General features: G+C 74.5%; 12 protein-coding genes and 1 pseudogene. 10 read left to right on the forward strand and 3 right to left on the reverse strand.

The annotated features are described in order from the left end of the window. Positions 1-154, forward strand: a pseudogene (locus tag ABGB05_RS30485) (IS630 family transposase); the annotation flags it as partial. Between the two features lie 75 nt (positions 155-229). Here ABGB05_RS30485 and hrpB read toward each other — a convergent pair. Next, on the reverse strand, positions 230-2,806 hold the full coding sequence (gene hrpB / locus ABGB05_RS30490; protein WP_347657434.1) for an ATP-dependent helicase HrpB: 2,577 nt from the start codon (positions 2,804-2,806) through the stop codon (positions 230-232). Between the two features lie 149 nt (positions 2,807-2,955). Then, positions 2,956-3,774: a SigB/SigF/SigG family RNA polymerase sigma factor gene (locus ABGB05_RS30495; protein WP_347657386.1), complete on the reverse strand. Its 819-nt coding sequence runs from the start codon at positions 3,772-3,774 to the stop codon at positions 2,956-2,958. Positions 3,775-3,975: 201 nt separating this feature from the next. On the opposite strand from ABGB05_RS30495, the gene ABGB05_RS30500 reads away from it, so the two are divergent. Next, the gene (locus ABGB05_RS30500) at positions 3,976-4,581 is read left to right on the forward strand and encodes a nucleotidyltransferase family protein (RefSeq protein WP_347657387.1); all 606 of its coding nucleotides are present in this window, start codon (positions 3,976-3,978) and stop codon (positions 4,579-4,581) included. 56 nt (positions 4,582-4,637) lie between these two features. On the opposite strand, the gene ABGB05_RS30505 is transcribed toward ABGB05_RS30500, so the two are convergent. Then, complete coding sequence (locus ABGB05_RS30505; RefSeq protein ID WP_347657388.1) at positions 4,638-6,224, reverse strand: PucR family transcriptional regulator ligand-binding domain-containing protein; 1,587 nt, start codon at positions 6,222-6,224, stop codon at positions 4,638-4,640. A gap of 198 nt (positions 6,225-6,422) precedes the next feature. On the opposite strand from ABGB05_RS30505, the gene uraD reads away from it, so the two are divergent. The 8 genes from uraD to ABGB05_RS30545 are packed head-to-tail and all read left to right on the forward strand — an operon-like array spanning position 6,423 to position 14,422. Continuing rightward, positions 6,423-6,938, forward strand: coding sequence for a 2-oxo-4-hydroxy-4-carboxy-5-ureidoimidazoline decarboxylase (gene uraD, locus ABGB05_RS30510; RefSeq protein WP_347657389.1), 516 nt, complete (start codon positions 6,423-6,425; stop codon positions 6,936-6,938). Beyond that, the gene (uraH, locus tag ABGB05_RS30515; protein ID WP_347657390.1) at positions 6,935-7,303 is read left to right on the forward strand and encodes a hydroxyisourate hydrolase; all 369 of its coding nucleotides are present in this window, start codon (positions 6,935-6,937) and stop codon (positions 7,301-7,303) included. The genes uraD and uraH overlap by 4 nt, the downstream gene beginning before the upstream one ends. Before the next feature lie 20 nt (positions 7,304-7,323). Further along, positions 7,324-8,229: a factor-independent urate hydroxylase gene (gene pucL, locus ABGB05_RS30520; protein WP_347657391.1), complete on the forward strand. Its 906-nt coding sequence runs from the start codon at positions 7,324-7,326 to the stop codon at positions 8,227-8,229. Then, positions 8,229-9,092 (forward strand): FAD binding domain-containing protein, encoded by an 864-nt coding sequence (locus tag ABGB05_RS30525; RefSeq protein WP_347657392.1) that lies wholly within the window; start codon positions 8,229-8,231, stop codon positions 9,090-9,092. Before pucL ends, ABGB05_RS30525 begins: the two co-directional genes overlap by 1 nt. After that, positions 9,089-9,634 (forward strand): (2Fe-2S)-binding protein, encoded by a 546-nt coding sequence (locus ABGB05_RS30530; protein ID WP_347657393.1) that lies wholly within the window; start codon positions 9,089-9,091, stop codon positions 9,632-9,634. Before ABGB05_RS30525 ends, ABGB05_RS30530 begins: the two co-directional genes overlap by 4 nt. Further along, entirely contained in the window at positions 9,631-10,986 is a 1,356-nt protein-coding gene (locus ABGB05_RS30535) for an 8-oxoguanine deaminase (protein ID WP_347657394.1), read from the forward strand. The genes ABGB05_RS30530 and ABGB05_RS30535 overlap by 4 nt, the downstream gene beginning before the upstream one ends. After that, entirely contained in the window at positions 10,983-13,244 is a 2,262-nt protein-coding gene (pucD, locus tag ABGB05_RS30540) for a xanthine dehydrogenase subunit D (protein ID WP_347657395.1), read from the forward strand. Before ABGB05_RS30535 ends, pucD begins: the two co-directional genes overlap by 4 nt. Further along, complete coding sequence (locus ABGB05_RS30545) at positions 13,244-14,422, forward strand: hypothetical protein (protein WP_347657396.1); 1,179 nt, start codon at positions 13,244-13,246, stop codon at positions 14,420-14,422. The genes pucD and ABGB05_RS30545 overlap by 1 nt, the downstream gene beginning before the upstream one ends. Positions 14,423-14,445 lie beyond the last annotated feature (23 nt).

The raw sequence follows: 14,445 nt of genomic DNA on the forward strand, positions 1-14,445 counted from the left end.
CAGCGTGGATGACCTCGTCACCGCGATCGAGGAGTACCTGCGCGTGCACAACGACGACCCGAAGCCGTTCGTGTGGACCGCCACCGCCGAATCGATCCTGGCCAAGGTCCGACGTGGACGAGTAGCCTTCCAACAAGCGACTACTCAAAACTGAGACAGAACACTAGCCCGGAGCTCGGCGCTGCCGTCCGGCCCGGCACAGGACGATCACCCGTCCACCGTCACCCGGCTAACCACGCCGGGGGCGGAGCTGCCGGGTCGGCGCGGCGTCGGCCGGGTCGACGGGCCACGGATGCCGGGGATAGCGGCCCCGCAGCTCCGCCCGTACCTGCGGATAGCCGGTCCGCCAGAACGAGCCGAGATCCCCGGTCACCGCCACCGGCCGACCGGCCGGGGAGAGCAGGTGGAGCAGGACCGGTACCCGCCCGTCGGCGATCCGCGGCGCCTCCCGCCAGCCGAAGGTCTCCTGGAGCTTGACCGCCAGCACCGGCGAGGTCGGATCCGTGTAGTCCACCCGGTACCGCGAACCGCTCGGCACCGGCAGCCGCTCCGGGGCCACCTCGTCGAGCCGGGCGGCCTGCGCCCACGGCACCAGGCGCCGGAGTGCCGTCGCGACGTCGATCCGGGCCAGGTCGGCGCGGCGCCGCGCGGTGACCAGGTCCGGCCCGAGCCACTCGTCGGCCCGGTCCAGCAGCGCCGCGTCGGTCACCTCCGGCCAGGGCGGGCCGAGGGCGTACCGGCAGAAGGCCAACCGGTCCCGCAGCCCGCGCGCCGCCGGGGTCCAGGTCAGCAGCGACAGTCCCACCCGCCGCAGCCCGTCGAGCAGCGCCGCCGTCACGGCGGCCGGATCGGGCCGGGTCAGCGGGCGGTCCACCAGGACGATGGCGCCGAGCCGGGTCAGGTCCCGGGCCAGCACCGCGCCGTCCTCGTCCGACCAGGCGATCTCCCGATCCTCCCGGAGCAGCGCGGCGCCGGCCTCCCGGGCCGTCGCCTCGTCGATCACCGCGGCCTGCCGGACCAGTGCGCCCCGCCGGCCGGGTGCCCGGTCCGCGACGGCGATCGCCAGCCACTCCGTACCCGCCAGCCCCGACCCGGGCGCCAGATCCGCGGCGGTGCCACCGGCCATCAGGTACGTCGTCGCGCCCGGCTGCCGGACCCGGGCCAACCGTTCCGGGTACGCCAGCCCGACCAGCAGCCCGGCGGCCAGGTCGTCGGGGAGTGCCGGTCCGCTGACCGGGCCGCTGCCGAGGTCCCGCCCCGGGCTGTCGTCCCGTCCGGCATCCGTCGTCCGTTCCGGTCCCGGCGGCTCGTCGAGCGCGGCCCGCAACCGGCGCACCTCGGCCCGCCACCGTCGGCTGGCGTCGTCCGTGCCGGTGCGCAGCCGTCGCCAGGCGGTCACCACGTCGTCGGTACCGGTCGGGGCCTCGGAGAGCACCGCGACCACCTCGGCCGCGCGGCGGGTACCCAGCGGCCGGGTCCCGTCCAGCAGCGCCCGCGCCAGCCGTGGGTGCGTACCGACGGCGGCGATCGCCCGGCCCCGCGCGGTGGCCCGACCGTCCGGACCCACGGCACCGAGCGCGTCGAGGGTGGCCCGGGCGACCTGCATGGCGGCGGCCGGCGGCTGCTCCGGCAGCGCCAGCCCGGCCCCGTCCGGGTGCCCCCAGCAGGCGAGCTGGAGGGCGAAACCGGTGAGGTCGGCGACCGCGATCTCCGGCTCCGGGTACGCTGGCAGCCGCTCGTGGTCCGCCTCCGACCAGCACCGGTAGACCCGGCCCGGTCCCTGGCGTCCGGCCCGTCCCGCCCGCTGGGTCGCCGCCGCCCGGGACACCGGCACCGTCACCAGCGCGCCCAGTCCCCGCGCCAGGTCGGTCCGGGCGACCCGGCTCAGACCGGCGTCCACCACCACCCGTACCCCGGGGACGGTCAGGCTGGTTTCGGCGACGGCGGTGGCGAGCACGACCCGCCGCCGGGCTGTCGACGGTCGGCGCAGCGCGGTGTCCTGATCGGCGCTGGACTGTCGGCCGTGCAGGGTGACCAGGTCGACACCGTCCGGCCGGTCGGCGAGCCGCGCGGCGACGCCGCCGATCTCGCCCGCCCCGGGCAGGAAGACCAGCAGATCGCCGTCCTGCTCGGCCAACGCCCGTCGGACGGTGGCCGCCACGTGGTCGAGCAGCCGGGGGTCGACCCGCAGGCCGTGCGGCGGATCGACCGGCCGGCTCGGCGGCGCCCAGACCACCTCCACCGGATGGGTACGACCCTCGGCCCGTACCACCGGCGCCGGTCCGGTCGGTCCGCCGAGCAGCGCGGCGAGCCGCTCGTCGTGTGCGGTCGCGGACATCGCCAACAGCCGCAGCTCGGGGCGGAGGGCGGTCCGGGCCTCGATCGCGAAGGCCAGCGCCAGATCAGAGTCGAGCTGCCGCTCGTGGCACTCGTCGAGCAGCACCGCGTCGGTGCCGGCCAACTCCGGATCGTGCTGGAGGCGCTGCACGAGCAGGCCGGTGGTGACCACCTCGATCCGGGTCCGCCGGCTGGTCCGGCGCTCGCCCCGGACGACGTACCCGACGGTGTCACCGACCCGCTCACCGAGCAGGTCGGCCATCCGGGCGGCGGCGGCCCGGGCGGCGACCCGGCGCGGCTGGGCGATCACCACCCGACCCTCGACCTGGTCGGCCAGGGCCAGCGGAACCAGCGTCGTCTTGCCGGTGCCGGGCGGCGCGACGACGACCGCGACGCCGACATCGTGCACCGCGCGGGTCAGGGTGGGAAGGACGCCCCGGACCGGCAGGTCGGGAAGGGGGTCGGGCAGCGGCACCGGTTCAGTGTCGCACCGGTGCCTCCGGTCTCGCCCCGCCCACCCGGGTGGGGCCGGTTGACAGGTGAAGGCCCGGGTGGGGTGCCGACGCCCTTGGCACCCCACCCGGGCCTTCTATTCCCCCGGGAAACGAACGGTTCCGGTCAGTACGCGTCGGCGAGTTGGTTGCGGAGTTTGCTGAGGGCGCGGGCGAGGAGGCGGCTGATGTGCATCTGGGAGACGCCGATCTGTTCGGCGATCTGGGACTGGGTGAGGTTGCCGTAGAAGCGGAGGGTGAGGATTTTCTGTTCGCGTTCGTCGAGGGTGGCGAGGGCGGGGCCGAGGGCGACGCGGAGTTCGGCGAGTTCGTATTCGTTGTCGTCGGCGCCGAGTAGGTCGCCGAGTTCGGTGGTGCGGTCGCCGTCGCCGGTGGGGGTGGAGAGGGAGACGGCGTTGTAGGCGCGGGCGCCTTCGAGGCCTTCGAGGACTTCTTCCTCGGTGAGGTTGAGGTGGTGGGCGATGTCGGTGACGGTCGGGGAGCGGCCGAGGGTCTGCAGGAGGTTGCTGTTGGCTTCGCTGATGGCGAGGCGGAGTTCCTGGAGGCGGCGGGGGACGCGGATGTCCCAGGTGCGGTCGCGGAAGTGTCGTTTGAGTTCGCCGATGATGGTGGGGATGGCGTAGCCGGCGAAGTCGACGCCGCGGCTGGGGTCGTACTTGTCGATGGCTTTGATGAGGCCGATGGCGGCGGTCTGGGTGAGGTCGTCGGTGGGTTCGCCGCGTCCGCTGTAGCGGTGGGCGAGGTGGTTGGCCAGGGGGAGCCAGGCTTCGATGGTCTTGTCGCGCAGGGTGGCCCGGTCGGGGTGGTTGGTGGGCAGCGCGGCGAGGGTGTGCAGGAGGTTGGTGGCGCTGTCGGTGAGGGTGGCCGGGTCGGGGGTTGCGGTGGTGTGGGGTGTGACTACTTGCCGGTTGCTGGTCGCGGTCATGGTGGTCCTCCCTGCACCGAGCGTGTGGGCGTCTGTGGGTCGTGGGCGTCTGTGGATGGGCGCGTCTGGTGGCCCGTTCAGGTCATCACTCTAGACCGTTAGTCTCCACGAAATCTAGCCGAACGGCTGATGGATAATCTTCGCCTCCTTCACCAAAAGGAATAAATTCCCCCAATTTTCCGGCTTGACTAGGCTCCGTACGTGGACTCCGTCGTGCCAACCCCGCCGCCGCGTCAAGCGGTGCGGGTCGCCGGACTGGTGCTGGCCGCCGGAGCCGGTCGCCGGTACGGCGGACCGAAGGCACTGGTCCGGCTCGACGGGCGACTCCTGATCGAGCGGGCCCTCCGGGTCGCCCGGGACGGTGGCTGCGACCCCGTCGTGCCGGTCTTGGGCGCGGCCGCCGCGACGGTCCGTCGGCAGGCCGAACTCGGCGACGCCGTACCGGTGGAGAACCCGGACTGGTCGACCGGGATGGCCTCGTCGTTACGTGTCGGCCTGACCGCCCTGTCCGGGACGGACGCGGTCGCCGCGATCGTGCTCCTGGTCGACATGCCGGGGGTCACCCCCGAGGCGGTCCGTCGGTTGGCCGACCTCGCCGGCCCGACGGTGCTGGCGACCGCCGGCTACGGCGACCGGCGCGGCCACCCCGTGCTCCTCGGCCGCGACCACTGGCCCGGCGTCGTCTCGTCCGCCGTCGGAGACGTCGGCGCCCGGCTCTACCTGCGCGAGCGGGGCGCACAGCTGCGGGTCGTACCCTGTGCCGACGTCGCGGACGACACCGACCTGGACGTTCCGCCGCTACGCTGAGACGGTCGCGGCCCGCCGTCAGAGCGGCCCGGAAGGCGCCGGCGGGCGGGCCCGACTCAGTACGGCAGGCGGAGCGCGAGGTACAGGTCGACCCGGTCCGGGAACCGGGAGAGGTCCCGGCCGGTGAGCTGCTCGATGCGGCCGATCCGGTACCGCAGCGTGTTGACGTGCAGATGCAGCCGGGCGGCGGTACGGGTCCACGAACCGGCACAGGCCAGGAACTCGTCGAGGGTGGCGACCAGGTCACTGTCGTGTGCCCTGTCGTACGCCAGGACCGGACCGAGAACCCGGTCCCGGAACGCCCGTCGGGCCTCCGGCGGTACACCGGAAAGCAGCAACAGGTGTGAGGCGAGGTCACCGGCCGAGACGACCACCGTGGCACCGGGGTCGGCGAGCGCGGTGTTCAGGGCGTGCCGGGCCTGCTCGACCGCGCCCGGCAGGGCACCCGCGTCGCCGGCCGGACCACTGATCCCGACCGCGAGTCGACCCGTACCGAGCCCCGGCGCCAGGCCGCCGACCGCCGCCCGGATCGTGTCACCGACCTCGGCCACCCGGTTCGGCGCGACGCTGAGGACGCCGAGGACGACGTCGGGCAGAGCGGTCCCGGTGACCAGCGCCGGGGTCGCGACCGACCGGACGATCTCCTCGGTGACCGCGACCGTCAGCTCGGGCGGCGTACCGAGTCCGGTCAGCCGGACCGCCACCACCAGCAGGGTCGACTGTGGAGCCAGTCCACCGGAGGACAGACCGGCCCGCAGCTCCGCCGGACCCGCGGCCGACGCCAGGGCCAGGCCGAACTGGTCGGCCAGCCGCCGTTCCACCCGGGCCGTCTCGTCGGCGTGTGCCCGTTCCAGACTGACCAGACTGACAAGTTCGGCCGCCGCCTCCGGCAGGGCCGTGCCGTCGCCCGCCGGCGCGGTGCGCTGCGGCCCGACACTGTCGGGCGTCAGGGCGGTACAGGCCAGCAGCCAGGAGGCGAGCCGGTGTTCCGGCCGCCCGGGCACCGCCGTCAGCCAGATCCGCCGACCGTCCAGGTCGATTCCGGCCGGCAGCCGCCCGGTGCCGAGGAAGGTACCGGCCAGCCTCCCGCGGGTCTCCGGCGCGAGCGGCCCGGTGCCGGCGACGATCCGTCCGGTCGGGGTCAACACCCAGCACCGGACGCCGAGGTCGGCGGCGACCGGCCGGAGCAGGTCGGTCAGCCGGGCGCCGCCGGCCATCGCGGCCGCCAGACCGCGGTACCGACCGACCACGTTCGCCAGCCCGGTCGCCCGACGAGCCCACAGCGTCGGGGTGACCTCGTCGATGATGTCCCGGAAGGACACCTCGACCGGCACCTCGAACAGCGGCACCCGGTGCCGACGGCAGGCGGCGACCAGGTCGACCGGCACCGACCCGTACGCCGCGTCACCCGCGCCGATCGCGGCGACCCCGGCGGCGGCACAGGCGGTGACGAACCGCTCCGAGTCGGCGGCCCGCCGCCGCCACATCAGCCCGGTCAACACGATCTCGCCTCCGGTCAGGTACCGGCGCGGATCGGGCAGGTCGGTGACGTACACCCGGCTGACCTGGCGATCCAGGTCGTCCGCGCCGGTGAGCACGGTCAGCCGTAACCGGGGTCTGTCCAGCGCCTCGTGCAGTCGCATCGCCGAACCCTTCCGCCCCCGGGCGAGGTCGGTTGGAGGAATCTACGAAAACGATACGGCCGACCGGGCCGGTTTCGGTGCTCCCACCGATTCACCCGACGCCGGACCGGCTGCTGTACTTCTCGCATCCACACACCAGCGGTGTCGGGCGGGGGCCTTCCCGGACGTGACAGGAACGGCTCCACTTTCCGGGGAGGCATGGTGGACGGCTTCAACCGCGACCGCGCCGAGCGGGTCGAGCGGGAACTGATGGGCTGCTGCGCCGTACCGGAATGGGCGCGGACGGTGGTGGCCGGTCGGCCGTACCCGGACCTGGCGGCGGTGCTCACCGTCGCCGACCACGCGCTGCAGGGGCTCGGCTGGGACGACGTCCTACGGGCGCTGGCCGCGCATCCGCGGATCGGCGAGCGACCGACCGGCGCCGGCCGGGAGGCGGCATGGTCGCGACGGGAACAGGCCGGAGTGGACGGTGCCGACGACCGCACCAGGGCCGCGCTGGTCGAGGTGAACCGCGCGTACGAGGAACGGTTCGGCCATCTGTTCCTGGTCTTCGCGAACGGGCGTGGTGAGACCGAACTGCTCGCCGCCGCCCGGGAGCGGCTCGGTAACGATCCGGGGACCGAGCGGGCCGTGGTGCGTGAGGAACTGCGGCGGATCGTGCTCCTGCGGCTGCGCAGGCTGCTCGACCCGGTCGGGGAGGGTGAGCGGCGGTGACCACGACCCCGGGGCAGGTGCGGATCTCCACCCACGTGCTGGACACCACGAGCGGGCAGCCGGCCGCCGGTCTCCAGGTACGGCTGGACCGGCGGGACAGCGGCGGCTGGACGACCGTCGGGTACGGCCGGACCGACGCCGACGGGCGGCTACGCGACTGGACCCCCGCGCTCGACCACGCACCACTGCGAGGCCGGCAGGGCGGCGGCTACCGGCTGGTGTTCCAGATCGCGCCGCACTACGCGCCGGGGGCGGCGTTCTTCCCGGAGATCGTCGTCGCGTTCCAGGTCGGCGACCCCGACCAGCACCACCACGTGCCACTGCTGATCAGCCCGTACGGCTACACCACCTACCGCGGCAGCTGACCCGACGAGGGGAGGGCACGGTGCGGATCGTGCTCGGCGCCAACCAGTACGGCAAGGCCGAGGTGCGGCTGGTCCGGGTGGACCGGGCCGGCCCCCGGCACGACCTGCGGGACCTGACGGTCGGGGTGACCCTCGCCGGCGACCTCGCGGACACCCACCTGACCGGCGACAACAGTCGGCTGCTGCCCACCGACTCGCAGAAGAACACCGTGTACGCCTTCGCCCGCCGCCACGGCGTCGACCAGGTCGAGGACTTCGGGCTGCGGCTCGCCCGGCACTTCGTCGACAGCCAACCGGCGATCACCCGGGCCCGGGTGACCCTGGCCGAACACGGCTGGCGACGCCTCGGCCCGCACTCCTTCGCCCGGGACGGTGCCCAGACCCGTACCGCGACGGTGACGGTGACCGGGGAGGAGACCGTGGTCGAGTCGGGGCTGACCGGGCTGGTGCTGCTGAACAGCGCCGGTTCGGAGTTCTCCGGTTACGTCCGGGATCCGTACACGACCCTGCCGGAGACCGACGACCGGATCCTGGCCACCGAGGTCGAGGCGACCTGGCGGCACGACGACCCGGGCGGTGGGCGGGACTGGGCGGGGCGGGACTGGGCCGGGTCCTACGAAGCTGTCCGGGCGGCACTGGTCGGAGCGTTTGTCGAGACGTACAGCCGGTCGTTGCAGCAGACCCTGTACGCGATGGGGCACCGGGTGCTCGACACCCGTCCCGAGGTCGCCGAGGTGCGGCTGACCCTGCCGAACCGCCACCACCTGCTGGTCGACCTGACGCCGTTCGGGCTGGACAACCCGGGCGAGGTTTTTGTCGCCACCGACCGGCCGTACGGGCTGATCGAGGCGACGGTGACCCGGAGCACCGAGGCGGGGGCCGACCGCCCGGGGGTGGCCGGGCCGGCGCGGAGGAGCGCGGACTGATGGACTTCCTGCAACCGACGGACTGGGCGGAGGCGCTCGCTGTGCGGGCCGACCGCCCGGAGGCGGTGCCGGTGACCGGCGGCACCGACGTGATGGTGGAGCTGAACCTCGCCCGCCGCCGACCGACCGCCCTGCTCGACCTGGGCCGGGTCGGCGGACTGGCCGACTGGGGCACCGACGGCGACCTGCTGCGGATCGGCGCGGCCGTGCCGTACCGGCGGATCGTCACCGAGGTGGCCGGGCGGGCGCCCGGGTTGGCGATGGCGGCCCGGACCGTCGGTTCGGCGCAGATCCGCAACCGGGGCACGGTCGGCGGCAACCTCGGCTCGGCGTCGCCGGCCGGGGACACGTTCCCGCCGCTGCTCGCCGCCGACGCGGTGGTCGAACTCGGCTCGGTCCGGGGGGTCCGCCGGGTGCCGGTGGCCGAGTTCTGCACCGGGCCGAAACGCAGCGTGCTCGCCCCGGACGAGCTGATCGCGGCGGTGCTGGTGCCGCCGGCCGCCGGACCCGAACGGTTCGCCAAGGTCGGCACCCGGAACGCGATGGTGATCGCTGTCTGCGCGTTCGCCCTGGCCCTGCGCCCGGGGACCCGGCGGGTCGGCACCGGGATCGGCTCGGCCGCCCCGACCCCGGTCCGGGCACCGGCCGCCGAGGAACTGCTCGCCGCCGAACTCCCCTGGGCGACCCGGGCACCGCTGCCCGAGTCGCTGACCCGGCGGTTCGGCGAACTGGTCGCCGCCGCGGCCAGCCCGATCGACGACGTACGCGGCACCGCGGCCTACCGCCGGCACGCGCTCGGCGTACTGGCCCGCCGGATGGTGGACCGGGCCTGGACGGCGTACCGCAACGGTGGTGCGGAATGAGGATCAGCTGCGTCGTCAACGGTGAACCGCGGCGGGCCGACGACGTGTGGGCCGGGGAGAGCCTGCTGTACGTGCTCCGCGAACGGCTCGGCCTGCCCGGCGCGAAGAACGCCTGTGAGCAGGGTGAGTGTGGCTCCTGCACGGTCTATCTGGACGGGCGGCCGGTCTGCGCCTGCCTGGTCCCGGCCGGCCAGGCGCAGGGCCGCGAGGTGGTGACCGTCGAAGGGCTGCCGGTCGGGGCGGACGGGTTGCACCCGGTGCAGCGGGCGTTTGTCGCCGCCGGTGCGGTGCAGTGCGGTTTCTGTACGCCGGGCCTGGTGGTGGCGGTGCACGACCTGCTGGAACGGCACCCGGATCCGACCGACCCGGAGATCCGGGAGGCGCTGGCGGGCAACCTCTGCCGGTGCACCGGATACGAGGCGATCCTGGCCGCGGTCCGGCTCGCCGCGCTGCGGGACGGTGGGGACGACGGTCCGGAGGGCCGGCTGCGGGACGGTGGGGACGACGGGCGGCCGGACCAGGGACGGCGGGAGGGACCGTGATCGTCATCGAGAACTGCGCGGTGGCCACGGTCGACGCGGCCGGCACCGAGTACCCGGACGGGCACCTGGTGGTCGACGCGGGCCGGATCGTCGCGGTCGGCCCCGGCCATGCCGGCCGCCGGCACCGCGCGGTACGCCGCGTCGACGGCACCGGTTGCCTCGTCACCCCGGGCCTGGTCAACACCCACCACCACCTCTACCAGTGGGCGACCCGGGGACTGGCCCAGGACGACGGGCTGTTCGACTGGCTGCGCACCCTCTATCCGGTCTGGGCCCGGCTCGACGCCGACGTGGTCGCGGCGACCACCGCCGCCGGACTCGGCTGGCTCGCCCTGCACGGCTGCACCACCAGCACCGACCACCACTACATCCATCCCCGCGACGCCGGCGACCTGATGGCCGCGCAGGTCGCGGCGGCGGCCGAGGTGGGCCTGCGGTTCCACCCCTGCCGGGGCTCGATGGACCTCGGCGCCGCCGAGGGCGGGCTGCCCCCGGACGGAATCGTGGAGGAGACCGAGGCCGCGTTGGTCGCCACCGAGGAGGCGATCGACCGGTTCCACGATCCGGCCGACGACGCCATGGTCCGGGTCGCGGTGGCGCCCTGCTCCCCGTTCAGTGTCAGCGGGAAGCTGATGGTCGAGGCCGCCGCGCTGGCCCGGCGTCGGGGAGTACGGCTGCACACCCATCTCGCCGAGACCGTGGACGAGGAGGAGTACTGCCGGCGCACGCACGGCTGCACCCCGGTCGAGTACGCCGAACAGCTCGGCTGGCTCGGCCCGGACGTCTGGCTCGCGCACGCCGTACATCTCGACGACAGCGCGCTGGACCGACTCGCCAGCACCGGCACCGCCGTCGCGCACTGTCCCAGTTCGAACGCCCGGCTCGGTGCCGGCACCGCCCGGGTCCGGGAGCTGCTGGACCGGGGCGTACCGGTCGGGCTCGGGGTCGACGGCCCGGCCTCGCAGGAGGCGAACCAGCTCGGTCCGGAGTTGCGGCAGGCGCTCTACGCGGCCCGGCTGCGTGGCGGTCCGGGCGCGCTCACCGCCCGGGAGGCGCTGGCGCTGGGCACCATCGGCGGCGCCCGGTGCCTCGGCCGGGCCGACCAGCTCGGGTCGCTGGAGGTCGGCAAGTTGGCCGACGTGGCGCTGTGGCGGCTGGACGGGCTCGGCCACGCCGGGATCAGCGACCCGGTCGCCGCGCTGGTCCTCGGTCCGCCCGCCCCGCTCGAACTGCTGCTGGTCGGCGGCGAGCCGGTGGTGGTCGGCGGTGAACTGCGCACAGTGGACGAACACGAGCTGGTCCGCCGTACCCGACGGGCACACCGGACCCTGACCCGGGGAGCGCGCCGATGACCGGACCGCCGGTGGTGGCGCCCACGGTCGGGGCGACCGGGGGTGGGATCGGGAGCAGTCCGGTACGCCCCGACGGGACGCTGAAGGTCCGGGGCGAGTTTGCCTTCTCCTCCGATCTCTGGGCCGAGCACATGCTGTGCGGCGTCACGCTGCGCAGCCCGTACCCGGCGGCCCGGATCGACGGCATCGACGTCACGGCCGCGCTGGCCGTACCCGGGGTGTACGCGGTGCTGACCGCGGCCGACGTACCCGGCGACCGGTACTACGGGCTGGAGGTCGCCGACCAGCCCGTCCTCGCGATCGACGAGGTTCGCTACCAGGGTGAACCGGTGGCGGTGCTGGCCGCCGACCACCCGGAGACCGCCCGCCGGGCCGCGACGCTGATCCGGGTCGACTACGCGGTGCGTACACCGGTCACCGACCCGGAGGCGGCACTGGCCGCCGGCCGACTGGTCCGGCACGTACCGATCCGGCGCGGTGACCCGGACGCGACCGCCGAGGTGGTGGTCACCGGGGAGTACCAGGTCGGTATGCAGGACCAGGCGTTCCTCGGTCCGGAGTCCGGGCTCGCCGTACCGGCCCCGGACGGCGGGGTCGAGCTGTACGTCGCCACCCAGTGGCTGCACGCCGACCAGCGGCAGGTCGCCGCCGCGCTCGGCCTGCCGGTCGAACTGGTACGGCTCAGCCTGGCCGGGGTCGGCGGCGCGTTCGGCGCCCGCGAGGACCTGTCGATGCAGGTCCACGCGAGTCTGCTGGCGCTGCGCACCGGCCGGCCGGTGCGGATGGTCTACGGCCGGGAGGAGTCGTTCGTCGGCCACGTGCACCGGCACCCGGCGACCCTGCGGTACGAGCACGGGGCGACCCGGGACGGCCGGCTCGTCTACGTCCGGGCCCGGATCCTGCTCGACGGCGGGGCGTACACCTCGACCACCCCGGCGGTGGTGGCGAACGCGGCCAGTCTCGGCGTCGGGCCGTACCAGGTGCCGAACGTGACGGTGGACGCGTACGGGGTGCACACCAACAATCCGCCGTGCGGGGCGATGCGCGGCTTCGGCGCGGTGCAGGCGTGCTTCGGCTACGAGTCGCAACTGGACAGGCTCGCCGAGGCGCTCGGACTGGACCCGGTCGAGCTGCGGGTCCGCAACGCGATGACCGAGGGTTCGGTGCTGCCGACCGGGCAGCGGGTGGACGGGCCGGCCCCGGTGGCCCGGCTGCTGGGACTGGTCCGGGACCGGCCACCCCCGCCGCCGGCCGGCCCGGACCCCCGGGAACTGCCCGGCGGGACCGGCGGCACCACCACCGTCGACCAGGTCCGGCGCGGTGTCGGCTACGCGGTCGGGATCAAGAACGTCTGCTTCTCCGAGGGCTTCGACGACTCCGCCGCCGCCCGGGTCCGGCTGGAACTGCTCGGCGGCGAGCCGACCGTCCTGGTGCACACCGCCGCCGCCGAGGTCGGGCAGGGACTCGTCACCGTGCAGGCGCAGATCGCCCGGACCGAACTGGGGGTGGAGCGGGTGGTGGTGGCGACCGCGGACACCACGGTCGGCAGCGCGGGGTCGTCGTCGGCGTCCCGGCAGACGTACATGACCGGCGGTGCCGTCCGACAGGCGTGTCGGGCGGTCCGGGCCCGGCTGCTGGCCCGGCTGCCCGGGCCGGCGCCGGATCGGACCGACCTGGTCGGCGGACAGGTGCGGGACCACGCCGGCCAGGTGCTGGCCAGCCTGGTCGACCTGCTCGCCGCCGGTCCGGTCGAGGAGACGGTGACCTGGCGGCACCGGCCGACCCGTCCACTCGACCCGGTGACCGGGCAGGGCGACGCGCACGTGCAGTACGCCTTCGCCGCGCACCGGGCCACCGTCGACGTGGACCTCGAACTCGGGCTGGTCCGGGTGGTGGAGATCGCCACCGCGCAGGACGTCGGCCGGGCGGTCAACCCCCGGGCGGTGCGCGGCCAGATCCACGGCGGTACCACCCAGGGCCTCGGCCTGGCGCTGATGGAGGAACTGCGGGTGGTCGACGGGGTGATCCGCAACGGATCCTTCACCGACTATCTGATCCCGACCATTCTCGACGTCCCGCCGATGGTGGTCGACGTGCTGGAACTCGCCGACCCGCACGCGCCGTACGGGCTGCGTGGGGTGGGCGAGCCGCCGACCATCTCCGCCACCCCGGCGATCGTCGCGGCGATCCGGGACGCCACCGGACTGCCGCTGACCCAGGTGCCGGTCCGTCCCGAACACCTCACCGGGACCTGTTGATGGGCCGGCTCACCAGGGACGTCTACGCCGAACTGGACCACCGGCTCGGTCCGGTCGACGCCGAACTGCGGCGCCGGTATCCGGGTGAGCGGCGGGACCGCCAGCCGGTGCACACCGTCTACGTACCCGCCGACCGGTGCGGCCCCGACCTGGTGGCCGAGTGGGGCGCCGCCGCGTTGACCGCGCTGGACCGTCATCCACCGCTGCCGTACCCGGCGGAGCTGCACGAGCGGGTCGTCGACAAGTTGCGCCGGGAGCCGATCGAGGACCTGCGGATCGACTTCGAGGACGGCTACGGGACCCGGGACGACCCGACCGAGGACGCCGCGGCCCGGGCCGCCGGTCGGCTGCTCGCCACCGCCCCGGTTCCGTTTGCCGGGGTACGGGTCAAGAGCCTGACCGGGGCGGGACGGCACCGGGCGGTGCGTACCCTCGACCTCCTGCTCGACACGCTGCTCGACGCCGGCGGCTCGCCGCCCGGGAATTTCCTGCTCACCCTGCCGAAGGTCTCCGTGCCGGCACAGGCGGCGGCGATGGCGCTGCTCTGCGGCCGGCTGGAGACCGCGTACGGCCTGCCGACCGGGTGGCTGCGGTTCGAGATCCAGATCGAGGTCCCGGCCGCGGTGCTGGGCCCGGACGGCCTGGCCACCCCGGCCCGGCTGATCGACGCCGCCGACGGTCGGTGCGTCGGGCTGCACTACGGCACCTACGACTACAGCACCGCGTGCGGGGTGGCGGCCGCCCAGCAGAGTCTGGCGCACCCGGTCGCCGACTTCGCCAAGGCCGTGATGCAGGTCGCCGCCGCCGAGACCGGGGTACGCCTGTGCGACGGCTCGACAAACGTGCTGCCGGTCGGCGACAGCAGCGCCGTGCACGCCGGCTGGGCACTGCACGCCGGCCTGGTCCGCCGTTCCCTGGAGAGTGGCTTCTACCAGGGCTGGGACCTGCATCCGGCCCAACTGCCGACCCGGTACGCCGCCACGTACGGGTTCTTCCGGGACGGTCGGGCGGCGGCGGTGCGGCGGTTGCGGGCGTACCTCGGGCGGCGGTCCACCGGGGTGCTGGACGAGCCGGCGACCGCCCGCGCGCTCGCCGCGTTCCTGCTGCGAGGGCTGGACTGTGGCGCGCTGGCCCCGACCGAGATCGGGTTCGACCGTGTCGACCTGCTGGCGCTGTGAGGGTGCTGGCGCGTGGACGGCGC

Origin of the sequence: Plantactinospora sp. B5E13 (assembly GCF_039871775.1) — a bacterium.
GTDB lineage: Bacteria > Actinomycetota > Actinomycetes > Mycobacteriales > Micromonosporaceae > Plantactinospora.